At 51.3% G+C, this 24,658-nt stretch carries 18 protein-coding genes; 6 read left to right on the forward strand and 12 right to left on the reverse strand.

All coding sequences use genetic code 11. The annotated features are described in order from the left end of the window. The first annotated feature begins 47 nt into the window (after positions 1-47). Positions 48-1,394 (forward strand): alpha-amylase family glycosyl hydrolase, encoded by a 1,347-nt coding sequence (locus tag LPB67_RS12130; RefSeq protein WP_262837520.1) that lies wholly within the window; start codon positions 48-50, stop codon positions 1,392-1,394. A gap of 93 nt (positions 1,395-1,487) precedes the next feature. Here the strand turns inward: LPB67_RS12130 and LPB67_RS12135 are convergent, their stop codons facing one another. The 8 genes from LPB67_RS12135 to LPB67_RS12170 form a co-directional block, all read right to left on the reverse strand. After that, the gene (locus tag LPB67_RS12135; RefSeq protein WP_262837521.1) at positions 1,488-3,155 is read right to left on the reverse strand and encodes an alpha-amylase family glycosyl hydrolase; all 1,668 of its coding nucleotides are present in this window, start codon (positions 3,153-3,155) and stop codon (positions 1,488-1,490) included. Positions 3,156-3,420: 265 nt separating this feature from the next. Beyond that, positions 3,421-4,428 (reverse strand): substrate-binding domain-containing protein, encoded by a 1,008-nt coding sequence (locus tag LPB67_RS12140; RefSeq protein ID WP_262837522.1) that lies wholly within the window; start codon positions 4,426-4,428, stop codon positions 3,421-3,423. 138 nt (positions 4,429-4,566) lie between these two features. Beyond that, the gene (locus LPB67_RS12145) at positions 4,567-6,975 is read right to left on the reverse strand and encodes a TIM-barrel domain-containing protein (RefSeq protein WP_262837523.1); all 2,409 of its coding nucleotides are present in this window, start codon (positions 6,973-6,975) and stop codon (positions 4,567-4,569) included. Positions 6,976-7,047: 72 nt separating this feature from the next. Continuing rightward, positions 7,048-8,730 carry an alpha-amylase family glycosyl hydrolase gene (locus LPB67_RS12150; RefSeq protein ID WP_262837524.1) on the reverse strand — a complete coding sequence of 561 codons (1,683 nt, stop codon included), beginning with the start codon at positions 8,728-8,730 and terminating at the stop codon, positions 7,048-7,050. Between the two features lie 88 nt (positions 8,731-8,818). After that, on the reverse strand, positions 8,819-10,141 hold the full coding sequence (locus tag LPB67_RS12155; RefSeq protein ID WP_262837525.1) for an MFS transporter: 1,323 nt from the start codon (positions 10,139-10,141) through the stop codon (positions 8,819-8,821). A 279-nt stretch (positions 10,142-10,420) separates the two neighbouring features. Then, the gene (locus tag LPB67_RS12160) at positions 10,421-11,620 is read right to left on the reverse strand and encodes a cation:proton antiporter (RefSeq protein ID WP_262837526.1); all 1,200 of its coding nucleotides are present in this window, start codon (positions 11,618-11,620) and stop codon (positions 10,421-10,423) included. 91 nt (positions 11,621-11,711) lie between these two features. Then, complete coding sequence (locus LPB67_RS12165; RefSeq protein ID WP_262837527.1) at positions 11,712-13,226, reverse strand: tryptophan halogenase family protein; 1,515 nt, start codon at positions 13,224-13,226, stop codon at positions 11,712-11,714. An 87-nt stretch (positions 13,227-13,313) separates the two neighbouring features. Next, the gene (locus LPB67_RS12170; protein ID WP_262837528.1) at positions 13,314-16,133 is read right to left on the reverse strand and encodes a TonB-dependent receptor; all 2,820 of its coding nucleotides are present in this window, start codon (positions 16,131-16,133) and stop codon (positions 13,314-13,316) included. A gap of 431 nt (positions 16,134-16,564) precedes the next feature. Here LPB67_RS12170 and LPB67_RS12175 point away from each other — a divergent pair, with 431 nt between their 5' ends. After that, on the forward strand, positions 16,565-17,008 hold the full coding sequence (locus tag LPB67_RS12175; RefSeq protein WP_262837529.1) for a thioesterase family protein: 444 nt from the start codon (positions 16,565-16,567) through the stop codon (positions 17,006-17,008). A gap of 86 nt (positions 17,009-17,094) precedes the next feature. Continuing rightward, positions 17,095-17,673, forward strand: coding sequence for a flavin reductase family protein (locus LPB67_RS12180; RefSeq protein WP_262837811.1), 579 nt, complete (start codon positions 17,095-17,097; stop codon positions 17,671-17,673). Between the two features lie 19 nt (positions 17,674-17,692). On the opposite strand, the gene LPB67_RS12185 is transcribed toward LPB67_RS12180, so the two are convergent. After that, positions 17,693-18,202, reverse strand: a complete 510-nt coding sequence (locus tag LPB67_RS12185; protein ID WP_262837530.1) for a hypothetical protein — start codon at positions 18,200-18,202, stop codon at positions 17,693-17,695. A gap of 55 nt (positions 18,203-18,257) precedes the next feature. Here LPB67_RS12185 and LPB67_RS12190 point away from each other — a divergent pair, with 55 nt between their 5' ends. Next, positions 18,258-18,935: a ribonuclease HI family protein gene (locus LPB67_RS12190; protein ID WP_262837531.1), complete on the forward strand. Its 678-nt coding sequence runs from the start codon at positions 18,258-18,260 to the stop codon at positions 18,933-18,935. A gap of 11 nt (positions 18,936-18,946) precedes the next feature. Here the strand turns inward: LPB67_RS12190 and lnt are convergent, their stop codons facing one another. Continuing rightward, positions 18,947-20,464, reverse strand: coding sequence for an apolipoprotein N-acyltransferase (gene lnt, locus LPB67_RS12195; RefSeq protein ID WP_262837532.1), 1,518 nt, complete (start codon positions 20,462-20,464; stop codon positions 18,947-18,949). A gap of 64 nt (positions 20,465-20,528) precedes the next feature. Continuing rightward, entirely contained in the window at positions 20,529-21,413 is an 885-nt protein-coding gene (locus tag LPB67_RS12200) for an HlyC/CorC family transporter (protein WP_262837533.1), read from the reverse strand. A gap of 167 nt (positions 21,414-21,580) precedes the next feature. On the opposite strand from LPB67_RS12200, the gene LPB67_RS12205 reads away from it, so the two are divergent. Beyond that, positions 21,581-22,069 carry a GFA family protein gene (locus LPB67_RS12205; protein WP_262837534.1) on the forward strand — a complete coding sequence of 163 codons (489 nt, stop codon included), beginning with the start codon at positions 21,581-21,583 and terminating at the stop codon, positions 22,067-22,069. Between the two features lie 395 nt (positions 22,070-22,464). Then, on the forward strand, positions 22,465-24,021 hold the full coding sequence (locus tag LPB67_RS12210; protein WP_262837535.1) for an oligopeptide:H+ symporter: 1,557 nt from the start codon (positions 22,465-22,467) through the stop codon (positions 24,019-24,021). 98 nt (positions 24,022-24,119) lie between these two features. Here LPB67_RS12210 and ybeY read toward each other — a convergent pair whose 3' ends face one another. Continuing rightward, positions 24,120-24,572 (reverse strand): rRNA maturation RNase YbeY, encoded by a 453-nt coding sequence (gene ybeY, locus LPB67_RS12215; RefSeq protein ID WP_262837536.1) that lies wholly within the window; start codon positions 24,570-24,572, stop codon positions 24,120-24,122. Positions 24,573-24,658 lie beyond the last annotated feature (86 nt).

Genomic DNA, 24,658 nt, shown 5'->3' on the forward strand with positions numbered 1-24,658 from the left:
TGTAAAACAATGACGCTTTTTAACCACTTCCCCCGATAGAGGAGAACATGAAAAAACTTTTTATCCAACTGGCTCTTAGTGCCGCTGCCCTGCTGCCCTTCGCCGCATCCGCGCAGGTGCAATCTTCGGTAAAACATCTTGAATGGACCAAGAATGCGACGATCTACGAAGCGAATATTCGCCAGCATTCCAAAGAAGGCAGCTTCCAGAAATTTGAGGAGTACCTGCCCGAATTAAAGAAAATGGGCGTCACCGTCATCTGGCTCATGCCGATCAATCCTATCGGCGAAAAAAATCGCAAAGGTACTTTAGGCAGCTATTACGCGGTCAAGGACTATAAGGGCGTCAATCCTGAATTTGGTACGCCCGCCGATTTTAAACATCTGGTCAATGCAATCCATGCCGCTGGCATGTATGTAATCATTGACTGGGTGCCCAACCACACCGCCTGGGATCACCCGTGGGCGACAGAGCATCCTGATTTCTATAAAAAAGACAAGGACGGCCACTTCATGCCGCCGGTTCCCGATTGGATGGATGTGATTGCGCTGAACTATGAGAACAAGCAATTGCGCGCCGAGATGATTGATGCCATGCGCTTCTGGCTCACGGAATATAAGCTCGACGGCTTCCGTTGCGATGTCGCGGCCATGGTGCCGGTCGATTTCTGGAACGAGGCGAGAGTCGCTCTCGACCAGACCAAGCCCGTATTCATGCTAGCGGAAGCATCGGAATACCAACTGCAAGAAAAAGCCTTCGATATGACCTATGGCTGGCAATTCAAAGACTTGTTCAATGACATCGCCCAGGGTAAAAAATCCGCCAAGGATTTGGATGCGTATCTGAACGGTGAAGAAAAAAATTACCATCTAAATTCTTATCGCATGCTGCACATCACCAATCACGACCTAAATAGCTGGGAAGGTACTGAATTCGAGCGGCTGGGCGATGCAACTGAATCATTCCTGGTGCTGTCGAATGTCATCAAGGGCATGCCGCTGTTGTATAGCGGCCAGGAGGCGGGCAATACCAAGCGTCTGGACTTCTTTGAGCGCGATCCTATCCAGTGGAAAGATCATCCATTCAAACAGCTCTACACAAAATTATTCCATTTAAAGAAATCCAATAAAGCTTTATGGAATGGACTCGCCGGCGGCCAGCTGGTCAAGATCAAGACCGGTAACGATGACAACGTATTTGCTTTTACCCGTCAGAAAGATCGCAATAAAATTGTTGCAATCTTCAATTTATCCAATAAAGAGCAAGTGGCAACGGTAAGCGGCGCGTTGCAAGAGAATGGTCTGGTGGATATCATTTCCGGTGAAAAAATCAAACCGGCGAATGCGCAAAAATTCACCTTGAAACCTTGGGAATATAAAGTATTCGCGAAATAAAAAATGATTTAAAAAAACGACTTAAAAACAACTTAAATACACAAAAGGGGCAGATCAATCTGCCCCTTTGCTGTTGCTGCCTTCAATCGTCCGCTATGCCTGGCGCTGCACGCCAAACCAGGCGCCGTAGGCTGGCAGGCTGACGCTGCTGCCTGTCACCTGTCCCGGTAATTGATGCTCCTCCATTGACTGGCATCCTGCAGCTTCGGGCCATTCAAATGTAATCGCTGCGTCACCCAGATTAAATGCCGCAATCACGCCGGGCATGCCGTCAAGAGTGCGGCGCAATGCCAGCACTGGTTCGGGTGCGACAAAGAAGCTGATATCGCCGCGCGTCAGCTGCGGAATCTGCTTGCGCCAATGAATGATGTTGCGGCTGAAGTTCAGTGCAGAGTGCGGGTCGGATTCTTGTGTCGATGCAGCGACTGCCACATGCTCTGGCGGCACCGGCAACCATGGTTTGCCGCTGGAAAATCCGGCGTTCGCCGCAGCGGCATTCCAGGGCATCGGCGTACGACAACCATCGCGGCCTTTAGACTCTGGCCAGAAAGTAATGCCGACCGGGTCTTGCAATACTTCATAAGGCAAATCCGCTTCCACCAGCGCGAGTTCGTCGCCTTGATACAGACAAGGCGTGCCTTTCAGTGCCAGTTGCATCGCCAGCACCACCTTGGCAAATTCCGGCGTCGCTTTCGCACCGCCCCAGCGTGTCATCACCCGCGCCACATCATGATTGCCAACCGACCAGGAGGCACCGCCACCGGCTACGCGTTGCTCAAACTCTTCGACCTGCGACCGGATATAGTGCGCCGATTTATCCGCGGTCAGCAAATTGAAGCTGTATGCCATATGCAGCTTGTTGTTATCGGCGGTGTATTCCGCCATGACGCCGAGCGCATCGTCGGAACCGATTTCACCGATGGAAATCGCACCATATTCATTCAGTAATGTGCGCACTTTCTCGAAGAATGTGAGATTTTCTGGTTGGGTATTGTCATAGATATGCGCTTGCATGCCATACGGATTCACTGCCGAGACACTAGTGGTGTTTTGCTTGAGCGCAGGCGGATTGCTGCGTAATTGCTGATCATGGAAATGGAAAATGCACGCGTCGAGACGGAAGCCATCGACACCGCGTTCCAGCCAGAAGCGCATATTGTCCAGATGCGCCTGTTGCACCGCAGGTTGATGGAAATTCATATCCGGCTGGCTGGTCAAAAAATTATGCAGATAGTATTGCAAGCGACGCGTATCCCATTGCCATGCAGAGCCGCCAAAAATCGACATCCAGTTATTCGGCGGGGCGCCGTCGGCTTGCGGATCCGACCAGACGTACCAATCCGATTTGGAATTAGTGCGGCTGCTGCGGCTTTCGATGAACCACGGATGCAGATCCGATGTATGGGACAAGACCTGATCAATCATGATCTTCAGACCCAATTGATGGGCACGCTGGATCAGGCGATCAAAATCCGCCAGATTGCCGAACAGCGGATCGACATTGCAATAATCCGAGACATCGTAACCAAAGTCCTTCATCGGTGAGGTGAAGAACGGCGATATCCAGACGATGTCGACACCCAGGCTTGCGATGTAATCCAGCTTCGCGGTAATGCCGGGCAAGTCGCCTACGCCATCGCCGTTGGTATCCAGATAGCTGCGCGGATAAACCTGGTAAATCACGGCTTCGCGCCACCATTCCGTCTTGTTGGCGGGAATATTGATTGATTTTAGTTCTGGATTTTTGTGCGGATCGTTCATGTATGTCTCTTATTTATGTGGCCGGGCAACGGTCATTGCATTGCCATCGACAATTATTCTGTGCAAACTGGATTCTTACCAAATCGGTACAAAATCAATCCAAAGCGCTTTGGATCAATGCAAAGTATAATCCAAAGCGCTTTGGATTACTTAATTTTTTATATGAATTCACAGGAATTTTGATGCTCATCTGAGCATCAGTGCGACCGGAATGGGATGATTGAAGCAACACCGATGACCATGCGGAGAAAATTCTACGACTGAGCTAGTTGTTAAAACCGACTGTTTCACCTGCCAGCAGCACCGGCTGCCATAAAACCTGCAACTCGGCAGGAGGCGTCCCGTCCAGCAAGGCCAGCAGCATTTCTATCATGCGACTACCCGCCTTATCGGGATCCGGCTGATCAATCGTGGTCACGTTATAACCCGCCAGCGAATCTTCCATCTTGCCCCAGACAATGATGGAAATCGTCGAAGAGATGGCAATCCCCGCATCCAGCAATGCCCGCATGGCACCCACCCCCGACATATGATTGTCCACGATCACCGCACTGGGGATGGTCGCCCCATGCAAGAGCTGCTGCATGGCCTGATAACCGCTGCGCCTGTCTATGGTGTTATCGATCAGGTAGCGAGGATCGGCTTGCAGTCCGGCATCGCTCATGCTCATCACAAAACTGTTGTAGCGCTGTCGTGCAAAATTCATTTCCAACGGTGCGCTGATTAAGGCAATACGCTGATGTCCATGCGCCAGCAAATGTTTGACGGCAATACGCATGCCGGCTTCGTTGTCATAGTCAAACCAGGCATGCGGCTCATTGACCTGGGTACGTCCATGCGCCACAAAGGGCAGGCCCTGTCCGGTCAGGTACGCGACCCGTGCATCATTCAAGCGCGTGCGTCCGACGATCAACCCGTCGACCCGCCTTTCCTGCACCATGTGCTGATATGCACGCAGCTCATTGGCGGGCGATACCGGCGCGATGATCAAGTCCATCTGGCGCGCTTCCAGGGTCGAAGACATGCCGCCGACGATCTCCATGAACATGGGATCCGCCAGATCGTTGGGCGACAGGGGATGAATCATGCCGACCATATTGGTGCGTCCCACCGCAAGACTGCGCGCCATGGGATTGGGCCGATAGCCGGCGGCATTCGCGGCAGCCATGACGCGCTGGCGGGTCTTTTCGCTGACCTCGGGATAACCGTTCAATGCACGGCTTACCGTGGTCTCGGAGATGCCCAGATTCCTTGCGAGGTTCTTCAGATTCATTGCTGTTTTCAATTTGTCATGCCGTTGCATCGCATTCTAATTGACCGGTACGTTTTGTTGCATAGTTGCTTGCATTTTATTTCGCTATTCATCTAACCGTTCATCTCATTACTCATTACGTTTTTACTGCCGAAGCATTTATGGCGCAAGTTGCACAGTCAGTGTTTGCGGGATATTTGCCTGCCAGCTTATTTCAACGATCAGCTGATTTTTTTGCGCATCCCAGCTAAACGGCAAGCGGCGATGATTCAGGCTGACCGAGCCCGGCTTGGAGGACACATTGTGAACGAGCAACTTCATTTTTCTATCGGCAGAGTGATAATGTTTTCCGAGTCGATTGGCAAGGTATAAGTTCAATTGTTTGCCAGAAAAAGCGCTGGAGAATTCCAGTAACTCATAGCGGCCTTTTTCGTAGGCGGAAGCAGTCTCGCCATCATCGTCATACAATTTACCGCTACTCTTCGCCACAGAGGCATCATGGTAGTAGTGCAAATCGATCGCCTGGGTAGAATACTGTTTGGTGTTCTGAATGACTTTGATCATGGGGATGAAAGCCCCCGCCCTGACGAATACCGGAATATGCGTATTGCTCACAGCCAGGGTTTGCGTGGTGCCGCCCTGAAATCGCTGGCCGGTATAAAAATCGAACCAGGCATTCTGCGCAGGGAAATAAACCCTGGCTTCTTTTTCGCCCGCCTGCATGATGGGATGCACTAAAAAATCCTTACCCCACAAATAGCTATCCGCCACCGAAAACAATGCCCGATTGTTCGGTTCCGCATAAAACAATGGACGCATGAAGGGCAAACCAAGCTGGTTATTTTCGAATGCCAGCGTGTAGTTATACGGCAGCAGTTGATAACGCAACTGGATCGCGGCTTTCGCTAACTCTTTGGTTTTTTGCTCGCGCAACACAGGCTCGGAAGCCACCTCTTCCTGCGCATGTGGCCGGAACACAGGCTGGAATACGCCGTATTGCAACCAGCGCGTATATAACTCATCGTCGAGATTGGCACCGGCAAAGCCGCCAAGATCCGAATGCATGTACGCCATCCCCTGCATCCCCATTTGCAAGGCGATTTCCGGCTGCGAACGCAAGCCGCCCCAAGTTCGGTTGACATCGCCCGACCACGGAATCATGCCGTAACGCTGCGAACCGGAGTAACCCGAGCGCATCAGAATAAACGGTCTTTGCTCAGGGAATTCTTTTTTATATCCGTCGGCGATCAGCTTGGCCCAATGATGTCCATAGATGTTATGCATCTGATCGGCGCTACCCGTCTTATGCTGCAGTGCTGCGGGATGTACTTCGGGTTCCCCCAGATCGCCCCACCAGCCCGCCACGCCGTCGTTCTTCAGGTTTTTATAGATAGTCCAGAACCAGTCTTGCGCAGCTGGATTGAAGAGATCGATCAGACCGGTATTGCCGAAATAAAAATCATAGGTAAATGGTTTACCGTTTTTGTCAGTTGCCAGAATATTTTTTTGTGCCGCTTCATTCCATTTACTCGAAGTGGTCAAAATAAACGGCTCCGTAATCAGGATTGTTTTAACGCCCTTGTCAGCGAAATCCGCAATCATCTTTTTCGGGTTGGGGAAATTATCTTTATCGAACTCCAGATTGCCCAAAGTCCCTTTGATCTCTTTACCAAACCAGTACAAATCGAAAATAATTGCATCGACCGGAATCTGTTCGCTTGCAAATTGATCGAGAATAGAACGCGCCTCAGCTTCAGAATGGTAGCCGAAACGACTCGCAAAATTACCGAAAGTCCAGCGCGGCGGCAGAGGCTGCTTACCGGTCAATCCTGTATAGCTACCCACGATATCTTCCCAGCTATCGCCTGCAATCACCTGATATGTTTTTCTGCCGCTGATGGTTTCATAGGCCAGCACATTATCTTTTTTGCTGTCCAGGTCCAGATAGCCTATCGGCGCATTATCAAAATGAATGCCATACATCTTCGATGAAAATACCAGAGGCATCGCAAAGTTCATTTGCTCGGAGCGTTCTTCATAGCCGTAATGCGCCTTGTTATACAAAGGCAGGCGATGTCCGCGCCGGTTCATGCCCAGTGCACGCGCACCGGCACCATACAAGGCCTCGCTACTGTCAAGATTAAAATCTAAAACCTCAGCACCGTCTTTTTTTCCATAACCATTTTTTTCCGAAACCAGCGGCTTGCCTTTGTAAGCATAACTAATCTGAAACGGCGCTTTATTGATACTAACCTGCAAATCTGCAACGCCGTATTCAATCTTGCCTGCGGTAACTGTCAGCCTGGTTTTCATCGCCTTTGGCACCAACACGACTGCGTGCGATGCCGGATCAAAAACCTCGCCATTCGGGATGAAACTGGTTTCGATAATTTTGCCGGAGTACGGCTTGATCAGGTAACGGCCGTCATTGGTTTTGATCTCAAGATAGCCGGCTTTATTTGCAACGCTTTCTACCGTCCTGCTCAGATTTTGTGCGGCGACATTGGTCGCCAGCATGGCCGGAAATAAGCACAACAGAGAGCGTTGGATAATCTGATATTTTTTCATTGGGTATGAGATATGAGTGACGCTTGGTTTGCGTTTTTTCTTACATCTTTCATCGGAGTGCTTTCGATTGGCTTATTCCTGGCCAATTAAAATCACTGCATTTTTACTTGGAAATTTCGCTTTTCCATTGACGACTATCGTACTCGTCCCGGAATAATAGTCTTTGACTTTCTGGCCATCGGCGAATACTCCCGCCACACTGACCGGCACATTGCCGCTGCTTGGCACATCCAACGCGACCACGACTTTATCGCTGATGCCATGAGCCTCATAAGTACGTTTGAAGGTGTAAGGCTGATCCGCTAATTTTTGATGTACACCGGCTCCCACGGCTGGGTGCGCATGGCGGAATAGGCCGAGCTTGCTCCAGTGGCGGCGTATCTCGGTAATGCTGTAGCCGTTACGCATCGTGTTCACCTTGAGCTCTTCCCAGTTCATCACTGAGCGCAAAGTCGCATCGCCTTCGGCACCCGGCACAAGTAAAACGCGCGCGGTTTCATCGCCGTAATAAATTTGTGCGGCACCGGGACTTAGCAGCAATTTAGTAGCGGCTTCCAATGGACGCTGGCGCAACTGGTCAAATGGTCCGCCGTCATCATGCGAACTGATGTAGTTCAATACTGAGTAAGCTTTTAACGGCCCATTTAATTTGGCGGAATAGTCGCTGAACAAAGCTTCATACGCTTTATTCGCATCCGATTTGAATCCGAAATTGATCAGGCTATCGAAACCGTGATCGTAAAAATTGATGCGGGCGCCGCCGTCCATCCTGTATTGCAGGCCGTCCGCGATGCCATAGCCGTAGGCTTCAGCGGTCATGAAGAACGGTTCGTCGCCGAGTTTCTTTTTCGGATTGCGGCTTTTCCATTCTTCATAAGCGGCACTCGCTACCTGCTTCAATTCCTTCCAGACAGCGGGTTCTACATGCTTGACCGTATCCGCCCTGAAGCCATCTACGCCGAATTTTTTAACCCAATCGGCATGCCATTTCATCAGGTAATAACGCGGTGCGCGCGGCCAGGCTGTGCGTATGAAAAATTCGTCCAGCTCTTTCATTTCACGTTCGTAACGACCTTCGGATTTCCATTTTTCTATCAGCGCCGGCGGCAAGGCGACATTCTCATTGCTGCCCGTCAGCAGATCCGGAAGATTTTTGACCAAAGTACAATCGACCGTGCTGGCAATATCCTTGTAAGTACATGGCGGACCGGTACGCACCCAGTTGTCGGGCCAGACCGGGTCGACCGCCGTAACCGGTCCCATATGGTTCATGACAACATCCAGCAAGACACGGATGCCATGCGCATGGGCAGTATCGACGAATTCACGCATATCGTCTTCCGTACCGAGATTCGCATCAACGCGGGTCCAATCCCGCGCCCAATAGCCATGAAAGCCATACGAATTCCCGGTGCCTTCATCGGTTGAGCCGTGAATTTGCTCGACTGGCGGCGTCAGCCAGATCACATCGACGCCGAGGTCCTTGAAATAACCGGCCTTGATTTTCGCAGTAATTCCGGCCAGATCGCCGCCCATGAAACCGCGCAGCGGTGCAGCATCCGCGCGACGCCCATACGCCAGATCATTCGCTGGATTGCCGTTATAGAAGCGGTCGGTGAGTAAGAAATAGATGGTCGCGTTTTGCCATACAAACGGCGCATGTGAAGAATGGGGTTTAAGCGCGGCATCGGCAGCGGGCACCGAAGCTGCCGCGAAGATACAGGCAAGCGCAAGTGGAATCGCAAAAAGCTTCATGCGTGGAATTCCAATCAAATAAGGTGAACATCCGGTCTATCGGTCGCGCCCAGACACCCGCAGCGGCTATCCGGGCAGATACAGGATTTTATTTTGCGACAGCATCGTCTTTCACGAGCATCGTCAATAAACCCGCCAGGATCATGCAAACACCGCCGAGCATCAATACCTTGACCGATTGGTTATTGAATAAATACTTCAGCATGGCACCAAGTACCACACCGGCCACGATCTGTGGAATCACGACGAAGAAATTGAATAAGCCCATGAAATAGCCCATGCGATTTGCCGGCAAGGCTCCTGCCAGAATAGCGTATGGCATTGTCAGTACACTAGCCCATGCGATCCCCACACCGACCATAGGCAATAACAGCATTTGTTTTGACGTGATTGCAAAGATGCTGATCAGACTCGCGCCGCCAATGATCAGGCATAGCATATGGACGAACTTACGGCTGGTCTTGGCTGCCAGGATAGGCAAAATGAAGGCGGCTAATGCCGAGACGCCGCCATATACCGCAAACATAATGCCGACCCAGTTGCCACCCTCCTGATACGCGGCGGATTGCGCATCCGTGCTGTGAAACACGGTATCGGCAATAGACGGCGTGGTATAGACCCACATCGCGAACAAGGCGACCCAAGAGAAAAATTGCACCAGAGCCAGTTGCACCATGGTCTTCGGCATCTTAGTAAAACCACCCAGAATTTCGGTAAATGCTTTACCGATACCCTGATTATCTTTCCGTTCCTGACGGAATTTTTCGAGATCGGCAGGAGGAATTTCTTTGCTGGTAAACACGGTCCACATGACTGCCAGAGCGAACACGGCACCGCCAAAATAAAATGCATATCTGACCGTATCAGGAATCGCGCCATTCACCGGCACATTGCTGACGCCGAGATAATCCGTAAAGATCGTCGGCAACAAGGACGCAATCACACCGCCGCAACCGATGAAGAACGTTTGCATTGCAAAACCAGCGGTCTGCTGCGCGGGATTCAGCTTGTCGCCGACAAACGCGCGGAATGGCTCCATTGAAATATTGATCGCGGAATCCATCATCCACAGCACTGCAACTGCCATCCATAACACACTGGAATTGGGCATCAGGAACATCGCAATCGATGCCAGCAATGCCCCGATGAAAAAGAAAGGACGACGCCGTCCCCAGTAGGCATGCCAGGTGTTATCGCTGAGATAGCCAATCACAGGCTGCACCAATAAACCGGTGATCGGTGCAGCCAGCCAGAACAACGCCAGGTCGTCAGGATTCGCACCCAAGGTAGAAAAAATCCGGCTGGTGTTGGTATTTTGTAGCGCGAAGCCAAACTGAATACCAAAAAAACCAAAACTCATGTTCCAGAGCTGCCAGAACGAAAGCTGCGGCTTGTTTGTCGATGTATGCATACTGCCAGTCCCCAATCTTTTTTTAATATTTTGTACAACTTGTGAATCCACTTAAATGAGCAGGCCTTAGCAAAGATCCTATCTAAGAAATCACTTCTACAATCAATATTACCATAGCATTTTGTACTAAAACTACAAAATTAAAAACTCTTTAAAAAAATAATTTATACCAATTAAAAAATCAATTTCAAAGCAAAAATCCAAACAAAACCCTTAATATTTGTAGCAATATTACATTTAAAATTTACCTACCAAAATCATTACCAAGCGCCAGACAACTCAATTTGATTTGAAAATAATCGCCTTCATGCGCTGCAGTTTCGGATGGACGACAGGTACGGTCAGCATCGTGCTGGCAATTGCCATCAGCAACAAGGCCGTAAAGGTTTCATTCGTGATGATGTTTTTATCCAGCAGGATGTTGACGAAAATAATCATGATCAGCGCCTTGGTCTGCAACAGCCATCCGATGATCGACGCCTCGCCTTTTTCCCATTTCAGGATTTTTCCGGCAACTTGCACCCCCACCAATTTACCTGCAACCGAAGCGATCAGCAGCACACCTGCGGCAACAAACACCGTCACGCCGCCAAGCGCCCAATTGGTCTTTAAGCCGGTACTCAGGAAGAACACCGGCATGATCGCCAGCAATACGTGATGACGCATCAAGTCCATTTTTTCCTGATCAAACCAATGCGCATCCATCACGGCACCGGCCAGAAAAGCCCCTACCATGAAATGCAGGCCGGCCCAATCGGCAGCAAAGCTACACGCTGCCAGCCAGATCAGGCCGACATACCAGCGATCGCGCTCTTGCAAGCACTGCATCAACTTACGGAAGCCAAAGCTTGCCGCCGCGAAGATCAGCAAGAATCCCAACTGCCTGCCAACCCGCGTCCAGTCCAGCAAAATAATAGCGAGTACACCCCAGATTGCAATGTCATCCAAGCTCGCGTAACGCAAGATGCGTTGACCAATCGGCTGACGCAGCACATCCAATTTTTCCATTAACAGAATAAGAATTGGCAGCGCCGTCACTGCGCAGGCCATGCCGACCCCCAGGATAAATTGCCAGGTCATCGCCTTGCTACCCATCCAGCCGTCGACCGTCAACATACCGACGGCTGCCACACAACCAAACAGCAAAGGCATGCCCAGCGCCAGGCTCGCGGTAATGCCGCTCTCTCGTCTATGCTCCCATGTTTTTTCAAGATCGAGCTCAATCCCGGCAATCATCACAAAAATCATGACCGCCCACCAGGCGATCCCATTCAAAGATTGAATCACCTGGGGATTAAACACAAACTGGTAATAGCCAGGAAAAGCCGCTCCCAATACACCCGGACCCAGCAAAATACCGGTAATAATCTGCACCACGACCAGCGGCGCAAAATAATCGGTCTTGCCTACGCGCCAGATCAGGTAAGGCATGGTAAAAATAACGAACATCGCGATCAGAAAAATTTCTGTCGTACTCATGGCAATTGGCATGTATTTTCCTGCGATCAGAAAACTGGTTCTTCGAACGAAAAATCCGTGTAAAAAATTTTAGAGCCTCCGGCCGGCAAGCCTAAATTCCGGACTTTGCAGCACAATGATGGGCGATATAAGCAGCGTGATCAGGCATCACTTCAACACATTTGGCGATCACTTCCCTGACGCTCTCCATGTATTCAAGAATGTCCGTCTCGGTTTGCAGATCGACCAATGAATGGTAGCTCTCAGTCTTGAGATTCTGCCCTTCCAGCACTTGCAACCAACCGACTTCTGCAAATAACTCATTGTCTACGCGTAGCAATCGTCCGCTCGATTTGAACAATTCCATCTTGTGCGCCAGAGTCTCTGGGACCGGCATCTCGGCACAGGATTTCCAGAACGCCGCATCGTCGCGTTGATTGAGTTTGTAATGAAGAATCACGAAGTCGCGGATACGTTCATATTCAAAGCGGCTCTGGCGATTGTATTCATTGATCTCGGTTTGATTGAATCCTTGATTCGGGAAAAAATCGATCAATCGTGAAATCGCTGATTGAATCAGATGAATACTGGTTGATTCCAGCGGCTCCAGAAATCCGCTGGATAAACCGATGGCGACCACGTTGCGATTCCAGCCGAGCTTGCGCATACCGGTATTGAACTTCAACATGCGAGGATCGGCGAGCGGCTTGCCATCAAGATTCGCCAGCAAGGTTGCGGCAGCTTCGTCATCGCTGGTGAACTGGCTGCAATATACATGGCCGTTACCGATACGATGTTGCAGCGGAATACGCCACTGCCAGCCTGCCTTGTGCGCCGTCGAACGCGTATATGGAGTCAGCTTGGGCGCAGATTCGCAAGGTACCGCCAGCGCACGATCACACGGCAACCAGTGTGTCCAGTCCTCATAACCGGTGTTCAGCGTCTGTTCTATTAATAAGCCCCGGAAACCCGAGCAGTCGATGAATAAATCACCTTCGATACGCTCACCGCTGTCGAGAACCACGGCATCAATATGACCGTCGGTCTCGCGTTGCGATACCTGGACTATCCTGCCTTCGATACGTTTTACGCCGCGCGGCTCAGAAAATTTACGCAGAAATCGAGAGTACAGGCTTGCATCGAAATGATAAGCGTAGGCAATCTGATTTAACGGAGAATTGGGAACGTCAAGGCGCGGCGGCATGAATTTATTTGCCAGTGCAGCCATGCGGGTGATCGAGTATTCGCCCAGATCCTTGGCCTTGCCGAGGCTGCGCATTTTTTGCCAGTATTGGTCAAAGCGCACAGTGAAGAGATCCTGGCCTATCGTGCCAAAGCCGTGGATATAACGGTCGCCCAACTTACCCCAGTTGACGAACTCGATGCCCAGCTTAAATGTGCCTTGCGTCTCTCGGAGAAATTCATTCTCGTCAATCCCAAGCACTTGGTTGAAGCGTTGAATCATCGGTATGGTGGCCTCACCGACGCCGACGATACCGATCTCATCGGACTCAACGACACGAATAGTATATTTGTCGCGCAACACTGTCGATAAGGCGGCGGCAGTCATCCAGCCCGCAGTTCCACCGCCGACGATGACGACATTTTTAATCAGAGAATTTTGCATGAACTTACCTTGACGAATGATCAGCGTTCCATCATAGCAAAAAACCCCTGCCGGCCAGAGCCAACAGGGGTTGTGATTACTGATGAATTAGAACTTGTAGTTAGCGCCCAGCAGATACGATCTGCCGTAGGTAACTTTATTTGTGATCACGTTCGGATCATTCGCATATTCCTGGAATGGGGTATTGGTCCAGTTATTCGCCTGGAACAAAACAGACAAACCTTTAAACCAGCCGGTCTGGAATTCGTAAGAAGCTTGCAGATCGATGATCGTCTCGCCTTTTACCATGGTCAACTGTTGATTGTCCTGGAAATCGCTGACCTGACCCAGGAAATCAGAACGCTTACGTGCCGCCCATGCCACCTGGAAGCCATTTTTCTCATAGTACAGGCGCAGATTGCTGACACGCTTGGACAAACCTGGCAATGGAATATTGACTGCATTGAATGCCACATTACCAAAACCAAATGCCGGCAACGTGATTTCACTTGAGGTATCGGAGTGATTGACCATCACACCGAAACCATCCAGCCATGGGGTGACGAGAGAGAAAGGAATATTCAGCGCGACTTCAAAACCGCTGATATTACCGCCCTGACCATTACGTGGCGCCGTCATCAAGCCGACCGTAGAGCCTTGATACTTACCAGTGAGCGGCAACGGTGTATTGGCGCTGGTATATGGTTTGAAATCAAAGGTCGTTGGCGCGCGATAAATGTAAGTGTCTAACTGCTTGTAGAAGCCGGCAACACTCAGATAGCCTTTTTTGCCGAAATATTTTTCGTAAGAGATATCCAGCGATTTAGCGCTGAATGGCTTCAGGTTAGGATTGCCGCCAGTACCGGTCAGGATAGGATTAGTTCCTTGTGTTGTGACGCCGAACTGGTTACTGGAGCGCATATCATCCATATTGGCACGGGACAATACTTTAGCCGCACCCAGACGAATGAATTGCTCGCGACCGATTTCAAACGAGACGTTCAGACTTGGCAATACATCGGAGTAGGTAGTGCCGCCGCTGATAGTTTTCGATGGACAGGTTGCGGCAGTAATACCTGTGCAATTGGCCGTATCGACCTGATTACCGGTTGATGACTGATCGGTATGAACGAACTGGGTACCAAAATTACCTCGGTAATTCAAACCGAACAGCTGACCATCCAGATCGCCCATCGCATATGCAGTAGTGACTTTCTCATGCACTGACCAGTCTTTGGCCAGCACAGACGCATCAATCCACTGCGCCAGATCATAGACGGAACCGAGAGAGTTCGACGGATCCCAGGAAGCCACTTGCAAGCCTGTCGTACCCGCAGTAGCAACGGCAGAGCCAGGCATAGTGACTGCAGCGTAACCGCCGCCGCCTTTGACGACCAGACGACCTTCCTGACCGCTACGGATTTTTTCACGATCCGAAAAATTCAAGCCGAAATGAGCTGCCACGATAGGGCCAAAACTCACATCGCGGCTTGCTGTCAGCCGTATCGAATCGGCCTTGTCATTCAAGGTTGGCAAAGCAACATAACCCGCTTGCGGCGTGTTTGGGCCACCGCCCCAGCCATTGACGTCGGTCAGCTTGGCAACGGCACGATCAGCATAATTCAAGGAAGTGGTGTACTTCACATCATTGAAGTTACCGCCGTTAAAACCGGTATAAGAAATCGAGCCAAGCGAAGCTATTGGAGTATCGCCAGGCTGACCTGCTGTTGTTTCAAAACGGGAAGCGTTTTTATTTGCCTTGGAATGAGACAAATCCGCATCCAGAGTCCAGTCATCCAGTTTCAATGAGCTGTTCCAGCCTATCGAGGTCAATTTATCGTCAGCAGATTCCTGATGATTACGGACCACGCCTTTGTAGTTACTGAAAGTACCGCTAGTTGCAACACCGTTCACGATAGTTGCGTTGGACAAGACGCCGTTAGGATCATATCCGCCGGCAGAACCGGCAATCGCACCCTCCAGGCCGGTCTTCTTTTGCGCCGTATAGCCAGACGAGTAGAAAACATCGACGGTGGATTTGAAGTTTTTATTCGGCTTGAACTGCAGAGTCAACGATGCGCCGTCACGATTACTTTTGGCAGTCTCTGTATCCGCCTTAAAACCGCCCAGGCTAACTACCTTAGCGCCGTTGTAATCAACGGTAGGCGCATAGCCGCCCCAAGAATCGAATTTTTGCTGCGCGCCGGTGTCTTCTTTAAACTTCGTCACACCCAGCGCAATGCCGATAGTACGGTCGGCAAATTGATCAACGTAAGAGAACGAGGCACGATCACCAGTACCCTCGGATGGCGTCAGGACGCCTGTACGTTGTTTACGATAACTGGCGGCGATCACGCGCTTGCCAAAATCCAGCGGTTGCAGCGTGTGCAAATCAATCGTCGCAGCCAAGCCTTGGCCAATCAGGCTGGCATCCGGCGTTTTGTAGATCAATACCGAACCCATCAATTCCGCTGGGAACAGATCAAATTCCGGCGCGCGTGCATTACCGGTCGATGCCTGCTCACGGCCGTTCAGCAAAGAACCATTGAAACTTGGTGCCAGACCGCGAACACTGACATCCGCTGCTTTACCTGAAGTGCGACTGCGTTGCGCAGTGACGCCCGGCAAGCGCGCAATCGACTCGGCAACACTGGCATCCGGCAATTTACCGATATCTTCAGCGGAAATCGCTTCAACGATGGAACTGTTGTTTCTCTTGATGTCGATCGCCGCCTCAATACCGCGGCGAATACCGGTCACAACAACGGTGTTCGTCTCATCCGCTTTGGCAGCGTCAGCTTGTTGCGCATAGGTGTTGCCTGCAGATGCAGAGATCAACACGGCACATGCAGCCGCAATCGGTGTCACATTGAATGCAAAGCGATTGATGGCGACACCCCCATCCTGCTTCTTTTTAAAGCTAGTCATTACCCGTCTCCTTGATTTTTTATAAAAAACCCAACTCCAGCAGCAAATTCTTGGCAGCTCAAACTTTTTATCACTATCGCTAACTTGATGCCCCAAAACGAGTTTGTACTAAAACTAAATTACATGTCAATTTATTTTTACGTGTTTACGCGAAACAAAATCAGTTCACCCTAGAGATAAACTACTATGTGCGTTGCGTTTGAGCCACAGTATTTTGACTATTTTTATGTAGCTATACTACATAAATATTATGTAGTAATTCGATTTATCCAAAGCGCATTGGTTTTATTACATCAATTTTCAAAGCGCATTGGATTTTTTGTGGTTTCCTTGAAAATAAATGATTACTTAAAACATCCACCGAAGATTAGCGGTCGCAAGGGTAAAATTCTGAGGTAAATTCCTTCCTTTTTTAGAAAAAGAGTCACCTCATGGCGCGCCTGAATCTGATATTTCCCGAAAATCAGTATTGCTACACCACCTTACTCACCGTACGCGTCACCGACATCAATGCGGCCAATCATCTTGGCAATGACTCGATGATTTCCATGATCTCTGAGGCGCGGGCGCGTTTTTTATTTGAATTCGGGATTGGCGAAACACAAGGCAACGGCACGGGAATTATCGTGACCGATCTTGCCACCACCTACAAAGCCGAGGCGCATGCGCGCGACCAGTTGCAATTTGAGGTCGGCGTGATGGACTTTAATAAATATGGCGGCGACATCACCTTCCGCATCACGCGACCGCACGATCACAGCCTGATTGCGATGGCTAAATCCGGCTTCGTTTTTTATGACTATAAAAAAGCGACGGTGGTAGCGATGCCTGACGACTTCCGTCATAAATTCCCGCTCGTCAATTGGCTGGCCTGAGCGCTACTCCCCCCTCACTTTTCTAGAAAGCTCCCATTATGTTGATTGATTTTGCCACCCTGGAACCGCGCATGGCTTACTTCTGGATGGCTTCCACCATCACGCCGCGCCCGGTTGCATGGGTATCGACCCGTGCCAACAATGGACGAACGAATTTGGCACCATTCAGCTTTTTCCAGATGATTACACCTTCGCCGCCGACGCTGATGATCTCGCCGCTGGTAAATAGCAATGGCAGCATGAAAGATACCGTCAGGAACATCGAGGAAACCGGTGAATTTGTGGTCAATCTGGTGTCGCATGATCTGGTGCAACTGATGAATGAAACATCATTTGGCTACGACGCAGAAATCAGCGAATTTGAGCAATGCGGCGTTACGGCCCAGCCTTCGGCCATCGTGCAAGCGCCGCGCGTCCAGGGGACGCCGGTCAGTTTTGAATGCAAACTGAGTCGGCTCATGCCCTACCCCGAGCATGCGCCGTCTTGCTATGTGATTTTTGGTGAAGTCGTGGCGGCCCATATTGACGACCTCATTCTGGGTGAGGACAAGCAGATTGATCCCATGAAACTCGATCTGGTTTCACGCATGGGTGCCGACTGGTATGGCCGGACGAAAGCGTCGGAAAATTTTACGTTAACCAGACCGGCAGGCTGGGCGCGCTGACTTGCTGGAAATGCTTTGACTAAGGCAAGCGGGTCGATACCGACGTCACCTGCGCGCCAAAGAACGAGGCATCAATCCTGAACGCCTCTTTGATACGCTGCTGCCCCGCTGCATCGTCGGGCAATTGAAATACCACGGTCAGATATTTGGGTGTGCCGCCGGGCCGGGGAGTTGAGGCAGCAGCCATTGGCGCTTGCGATGCCTGCGAAGATGTCGCCTGGGGTGCGGCTGCCGGACTGGCGTCATCGTCCGCCAGCAAATACGCCAGTTCGACAGCGATTTCTGATTCATTGACTATGATGCTGGTATGCGGTTCCGGCCACTTTTTTTGGCCGCCGCTGCCGATCGCAAATCCGCCGGTGCATTCATATTCGGTGTCAGATACTTTTGCATAATGAAAAGGCGCCCAGCCGGGGAGATTATATTTTTTGATCGCAGCCGACTCTATGGCTTGCGCATAGGTGCCGCCATTGGCGATCATGCCGACCGGCAGAAATGACGCGCCTTCGTTTTTATCTTGATCCGACATTATTCACCTAAGGTATTTGTTGTACAGTCACAGCACCCAGTTTATACGAGCATCCATGCCAACTCACGCTTTACTATTATCGATTGCCTTTAAAGCGGAACTGGCACAAAGCCGTCGCCTGGTGAAATCCGGTCAATTCAGCGACGATGCTGCGCTCAAACGCGTGCTGCTCAAACAAGCCGGCGATTCCGGGCTCGATGCACTGGTGCTGCAACGTCAATCGGCGCATCAAAAACGCATCTCGTCTTCAGCACTGCGCCGACAAAGAGCAGCCGATAAGGCACTGCGCAGGCAAACTAAGGCTACGGTCAATATCGATGCCGGCGGCGCTATCTGGCGGGCCTGGTTTGACGGTTCCGCGCATCCGAATCCGGGGAAAATCGGCATCGGCGCGCTGCTGATCAGCCCTACCGGGGAACGCACTGAAATCAGCGAGCGCAGATCGGACGGCGATAATAATGAAGCCGAATTCCATGCCTTGCAAAGCGTCCTATCACAGGCACTGGCATCGGGCGCAGACATTTTGCATATCTGCGGCGACAGCCGTGTCGTCATCGATGCCCTGAACGCGCAAAAAAACCGCGCTTTCCCCTCAGCTATTTTGCAAACGCATTATTTGCAAAGTCTGAATCTGATCCGCCAATTTAAAGACTTGCGCCTGAACTGGATTCCCAGAGAAAAAAATGCCGAGGCAGATGCATTATCACAAGCGGCGATACAAAAAATTTTGTAAGGCTGCGCAGTTTATCCGGCACTAGAGCGAGACTGACGACCAGAGAGATGCGCCAGCAACAAGGCCAGCGCCGCAATCAGGAGCGCTGCGGCATTTCCCCAGCGCACATATGGCGTCAGGCCGCTGGTTCCCTGCACTGTTGCCCGTAACACCTGCCTGGTCAGGGACTGCGCCTGGGCGATTACATGGGCATGCGCATCGATCACCGCCGTTGCCCCGGTATTCGTGGCTCTGAGCATAGGGCGTCCGGTTTCCAATACCCGCATTTGCGATATTTGCAGATGCTGCGGGATCGCAATCGAATCGCCATACCAGGCAATATTCGATGCGTTCAGCAATATGGTCGGACTATGCGGGCTCTGCGCCAACTGACGTGCAATTTCTTCGCCAAATAAATCTTCATAACAAATATTCGGCATGACTAGCTGGTCTTTGACTTGCATCGGCGCTTGCACTACCGCGGCACCGGTAAAATCGCCGAGCGGAATATGCATCAGGTCGACAAACCAGCGAAACCCGAATGGAATAAATTCACCGAAGGGCACCAGATGATGTTTGTCATAGCGATACGCACGTAAAGCATGCTGCCGGGAAAAACCCAGCATGCTATTGGTGTACTTATCAGCGCCGTCGTGAACGCCCAGACCGAGCACCAGATGACTGTCGGTACTCTGGGCAAATTCATTTAACAAAGGCAGATAATCGGGCGGTAACTGGCTCGACAACAATGGCAATGCAGTCTCAGGAGTCGCCACCAGATCGGCCGGCGCATTCACGATCATATCGTGATACAGGCGCAAGGAATCGCTGACATGGTCGGGGTCGAATTTGACATCCTGCGAAACATTGCCCTGCAATAAGCTCACGCTGATCGGCCGGCCCGACGGCTGGGTCCACTGCACATTGCGCAGACCCAAGCCCAGGCAAACCAGCGCGACAAGCGCGACCAGCAAACGTAAACGCCAGACCTTTTTGCGTATGCCCAGCGCCACGGCAGCTGCCAGCAAGGCATTCATCCAGCCCAGTCCATACACGCCCAGCAGGGCGGCAAAGCCCGCCAGCGGACTGCTGGCATGCGCATAGCCGGACGCCAGCCACGGAAATCCGGTAAAGACCCAGCCGCGCAAATACTCGGACAGCATCCACAGAGCAGGCATCAGCAGCAATAAGCTGCTGGCATCGGATAACTGCCAGCGCTGTTTTAATTGTGTACCAAGCAGCAGTACCAGTCCCGCGTAACACGCCAGATAAGCCACCAGCAATGCGAGTGCCGCGATCGCAAACAACCACGGCATGCCACCGTAACGCGTCATCGCGATCAGCAACCAGCTGACGCCACAAAACAGCCAGCCAAAGGCGTAACTCCAGCCCAGCAAAAACTGGCGGCGCGCAGATCCGAAGCTGTTCGACTGGCTCATCCAGAAAATCAGCGCAAGGCTGATAATCTGTAACGGCCAGATATGGAAAGGGGCGAACGAAAAGACATTCAGGCCACCTGCCAGCAAGGACAGCAAGATGGATGAACGCAAAGAAAGATTAAGGGAACGCAAGGTTCTTCAACTCAGATGATGACAGTGATGAGTGCGAGGGACCTCAACCTTGTTCATCCGCTGCCAGCACCGGGCGTTTTTCGACCAATAAAATTTGCACCTGGCGCGCATCGGCACGCAAGACTTCAAAATGCAGATTGCCGATATTGAACTCCTCCCCCTTATGCGGCACATGCTCAAGATAATTGGTCACAAAACCGCCAATAGTATCGAGTTTTTTATTTGAAAAATGCGAACCCAGCACCGTATTGAATTGTTCGATCTCTGTCAGACCCTTAACCCGCCAGCGCACGCCGTCGCCGTTATTTTCCAGGACAATGATATTGTCTTCTTCTTCATCGAAATCATATTCGTCTTCGATGTCGCCGACGATCTGCTCCAGCACGTCTTCGATGGTGATCAGGCCGGCGATGCCGCCATATTCATCGACCACCATCGCCATATGATTACGATTGGCGCGGAAGTCACGCAGCAGAATATTCAAGCGTTTCGATTCCGGGATATACACCACCGGCCGCAACATCACGCGTACATCGAAGGATTCTTCGGCGTAATAGCGCAACAGGTCTTTAGCCAGCAGGACTCCGACTACCTTATCGCGATCGCCTTCGATCGCTGGGAAGCGCGAATGCGCGGTCGACAAGACCTCAGGCATCCATTCTTCAATCGGCTTGGAAATGTCAATCACGTCCATCTGGGAACGCGGCACCATGATGTCGCGTGCAGCAAGGTCAGATACCTGGAACACCCCTTCTATCATCGCCAGTGCGTCGGCGTCGATCAGGTTACGTTCTTGCGCATCGTGCAGGACCTCCAGCAGTTCAGCGCGGTTCTCAGGTTCGGGAGAAATCAGTGCGGTCAATCGTTCAAACAATGACCTGTGTGGTTTAACGTCAGATGGTCTGACGCTACTAGAGTGCTCTTGCATATAAGGCTTAACGCCGTTGTTTCAATCCTATAGGATACAACAAATGCGGGCCCGCCCCAAATTTTGCGCGTTTTTTGCGCGATTTAAAGCCTTGCCCCATACCATATCCGCATCGCGACCTGCATTATTGGGTGACATCCAACACCTCTCTTTAAGGAGCAAACAGCATGACGATCCCCTACCCCATCGAAGGCGGCTGCACCTGCCGCGCCGTGCGTTATCGTATATTGAGCGCCCCCTTGTTTGTAAATTGCTGCCATTGCACCTGGTGCCAGCGCGAAACAGGCACGGCGTTCGCCCTGAATGCCATGCTGGAAGCCGATCGGGTCGAATTATTGTCCGGCGAACTAGAGTTCATCGACACCCCCAGCAATAGCGGCAAGGGACAAAAAATCGCCCGCTGCCGCCATTGTAAAATCGCGCTCTGGAGCAATTACGCCGGTGCCGGCGAGGCGCTGCGCTTCGTGCGTGTCGGCATGCTCGATGAGCCCAATACGATGCCGCCGGATATCCATATTTTCACCTCGACCAAGCAAGCCTGGGTCATCCTGCCGGCGAGCACGCCAGCGGTTAGCGAGTATTACGACCGCAAATTGTACTGGCCGCAACAGAGCCTGGAACGACTCGAACAGGTATTTGCGAAAACCGGGCGCTAACAACATAGCTGAGGACGCAAATCAAAGGCAAAACATATACTCCCCATACAGTCACTAAAAATAGGCTTGTTACCGCGCATTTTAAGGCGGTCATAAAAAATACTACCCATGAGTATGCAAATCAAATAGCCATAGAAAGAAAAGCGGGCAAGATCCTTACGATTTTTTTGTCGTTTTTCTTTTCATTTTCAACTATTTCTTGACAGATATTTGAGCAACTAGGGATACTGCACCACTTGCTTCGCTTTCATGTCAGCCATCCGCCAGACATCGTCAGCTTTCGGTCAATCAGCGGCGTTGCCAAAACTCGCTATTGCAGTCATCCACAACGGCCTTTTCGGAGGCCGTTGGCTATCTCTAACACACTACAAAAAAAGTTAGGCCAGGAGAATTGAATGAGTCAAACCCAAGAAAACCCGGATCAGGCAAAAATGCCACCGCAGATACCCTATATCATCGCGAATGAAGGCTGCGAGCGCTTCAGCTTCTATGGCATGCGGAATATCCTGACGCCGTTTCTGATCACCAGTCTGCTGCTGTCGATGCCGGAATCCATGCGTAAAGGCATGGCGAAGGAAGTCTTTCATACCTTCGTGATCGGCGTATATTTTTTCCCGCTGCTCGGCGGCTGGCTGGCGGACCGCTTTTTCGGCAAATACAATACCGTGTTCTGGCTGAGTCTGGTGTACTGCGCAGGCCATGCCTGCCTGGCGATATTTGACGATAACCGGAACGGTTTTTATACCGGGCTTTTCCTGATCGCCCTCGGATCGGGCGGGATCAAACCGCTGGTTGCCTCATTCGTCGGCGACCAGTTTGACAATACCAATAAGCATCTGGCGCAAAAAGTGTTTGACGGCTTTTACTGGATCATCAATTTCGGCTCTTTCTTTGCCTCATTGCTGATGCCTATCTTCCTGAAGCAATACGGTGCGAGCATTGCGTTTGGCATCCCCGGTTTGCTGATGTTGATTGCGACCATCATTTTCTGGTCGGCCCGTAAAAAATATGTGCACATGGCACCGGCACCGAAGAATCCTGACTCCTTCATGAACGTCATCCACACTGCCTTGATGACTGCGGCGCCGGGCCAATCCCGCAGCGGTTTTGTGATCGCCGCATCGGGCATGGTGCTGGCCATCGGTGCCTTATTCCTGATCCCCGATATCGGCATCGTTGCGGCCCTATGTCTGGCGCTGGTATTGATACTCGGTTTCGGCGGTGCCGGCGCCTGGCTGCAACTCGATCGCGCGCGTGGCGTGCATCCGGATGCAGCGGTTGATGGCGTGCGCTCGGTATTGCGTTTGCTGGTGGTGTTCGCGCTGGTCACGCCGTTCTGGTCGCTGTTCGATCAAAAAGCCTCGACCTGGGTATTGCAGGCCGATCAGATGACCAAGCCATCCTGGTTCCAGTCTGCGCAAATGCAAGCGCTGAACCCCATGCTGGTGATGCTGCTGATTCCCTTTAACAATCTGATCCTGTATCCGATTTTAAAGCGCATCGGTGTGGAACTGACCGCCTTGCGCCGCATGAGCTTGGGCATCGCCTTCTCAGGCATCGCCTGGATCGTGGTCGGCATGATGCAGATCGCGATCGATGGTGGTAATGCCTTGTCCATAACCTGGCAAATTTTGCCGTACGCCCTGCTGACGTTTGGCGAGGTCCTGGTATCGACCACCGGCCTGGAATTCGCCTATAGCCAGGCGCCGCTGGCGATGAAGGGCGTCATCATGAGCTTCTGGAACTTGTCCGTCACCATCGGTAATTTATGGGTATTGCTGGCCAATTCCAGCGTAAAGAGCGAATCGGTGACCCAACAGATTCAAAACACGGGCATCAGCGTCACCGCTTTCCAGATGTTCTTCTTCGCAGGCTTTGCTTTAGTGGCGGCACTGGCGTTTGCCATCTATGCCAGAAACTATCGCCTGGTGAATAATTACCGCCAGGCCTGACTGGGGAAGAGACTTAGCCATAGCGGCTCTGCTGAGGCATAAAAAAAGCTACGCATGAATGTGCGTAGCTTTTTTCTTTTGGCGAAGCTTGATCTGTTCTATTGGTAAGGATTCGCCAGGCCTAAATCGGCCAGAATCTCGACCTCCAAGGCTTCCATCTCTTCGGCCTCTTCATCGGTCTCATGGTCATAACCTTGCGCATGCAACACGCCATGCACGACCAGATGCAAGGCATGCGCCGCAACGGATTTTTTTTGTTCTTGCGCTTCGCTGAGCAAGACGTCGGTACAAAAAATAATATCGGCTTGGGTGACTTCAGCCTCTTCGTCTTCGGTGTAGGCGAAGGTCAATACATTGGTCGCATAATCCTTGCCGCGGTAATCGCGGTTCAAGCCCCGCCCTTCTTCGGCATCGACAAAACGCAAAGTGAATTCTGCCGGCGCAAACAAAGCCGCTTGTATGGTTTTGCGCAACAACGGGCGCGGCAATGCCTCTTTCAATCGGGGATCGGCATATTGCACGGACAGGGTGAGCTTATGTTTTGCAGTCATGGGAGTTTTAACAGCAATAGAGTTCTAGGATATTTTACGAATGCAATTCTGGATAATTAGGGGCAACAAAACCGATACGAATCGAC

Source organism: Undibacterium sp. Jales W-56 (assembly GCF_025548535.1).
Classification (GTDB): Bacteria; Pseudomonadota; Gammaproteobacteria; order Burkholderiales; family Burkholderiaceae_D; genus Undibacterium.

Coding starts and splice junctions, on each gene's coding strand:
- LPB67_RS12145 (WP_262837523.1), bottom strand. CDS start 6,975: ATGAAAAAATATCAGATTATCCAACGCTCTCTGTTGTGCTTATTTCCG.
- ybeY (WP_262837536.1), bottom strand. CDS start 24,572: ATGACTGCAAAACATAAGCTCACCCTGTCCGTGCAATATGCCGATCCC.
- LPB67_RS12165 (WP_262837527.1), bottom strand. CDS start 13,226: ATGCAAAATTCTCTGATTAAAAATGTCGTCATCGTCGGCGGTGGAACT.
- LPB67_RS12160 (WP_262837526.1), bottom strand. CDS start 11,620: ATGAGTACGACAGAAATTTTTCTGATCGCGATGTTCGTTATTTTTACC.
- LPB67_RS12175 (WP_262837529.1), top strand. CDS start 16,565: ATGGCGCGCCTGAATCTGATATTTCCCGAAAATCAGTATTGCTACACC.
- LPB67_RS12155 (WP_262837525.1), bottom strand. CDS start 10,141: ATGCATACATCGACAAACAAGCCGCAGCTTTCGTTCTGGCAGCTCTGG.
- LPB67_RS12130 (WP_262837520.1), top strand. CDS start 48: ATGAAAAAACTTTTTATCCAACTGGCTCTTAGTGCCGCTGCCCTGCTG.
- LPB67_RS12170 (WP_262837528.1), bottom strand. CDS start 16,133: ATGACTAGCTTTAAAAAGAAGCAGGATGGGGGTGTCGCCATCAATCGC.
- LPB67_RS12185 (WP_262837530.1), bottom strand. CDS start 18,202: ATGTCGGATCAAGATAAAAACGAAGGCGCGTCATTTCTGCCGGTCGGC.
- LPB67_RS12190 (WP_262837531.1), top strand. CDS start 18,258: ATGCCAACTCACGCTTTACTATTATCGATTGCCTTTAAAGCGGAACTG.
- LPB67_RS12205 (WP_262837534.1), top strand. CDS start 21,581: ATGACGATCCCCTACCCCATCGAAGGCGGCTGCACCTGCCGCGCCGTG.
- LPB67_RS12200 (WP_262837533.1), bottom strand. CDS start 21,413: ATGCAAGAGCACTCTAGTAGCGTCAGACCATCTGACGTTAAACCACAC.
- LPB67_RS12150 (WP_262837524.1), bottom strand. CDS start 8,730: ATGAAGCTTTTTGCGATTCCACTTGCGCTTGCCTGTATCTTCGCGGCA.
- LPB67_RS12135 (WP_262837521.1), bottom strand. CDS start 3,155: ATGAACGATCCGCACAAAAATCCAGAACTAAAATCAATCAATATTCCC.
- LPB67_RS12180 (WP_262837811.1), top strand. CDS start 17,095: ATGGCTTCCACCATCACGCCGCGCCCGGTTGCATGGGTATCGACCCGT.
- LPB67_RS12140 (WP_262837522.1), bottom strand. CDS start 4,428: ATGAATCTGAAGAACCTCGCAAGGAATCTGGGCATCTCCGAGACCACG.
- LPB67_RS12210 (WP_262837535.1), top strand. CDS start 22,465: ATGAGTCAAACCCAAGAAAACCCGGATCAGGCAAAAATGCCACCGCAG.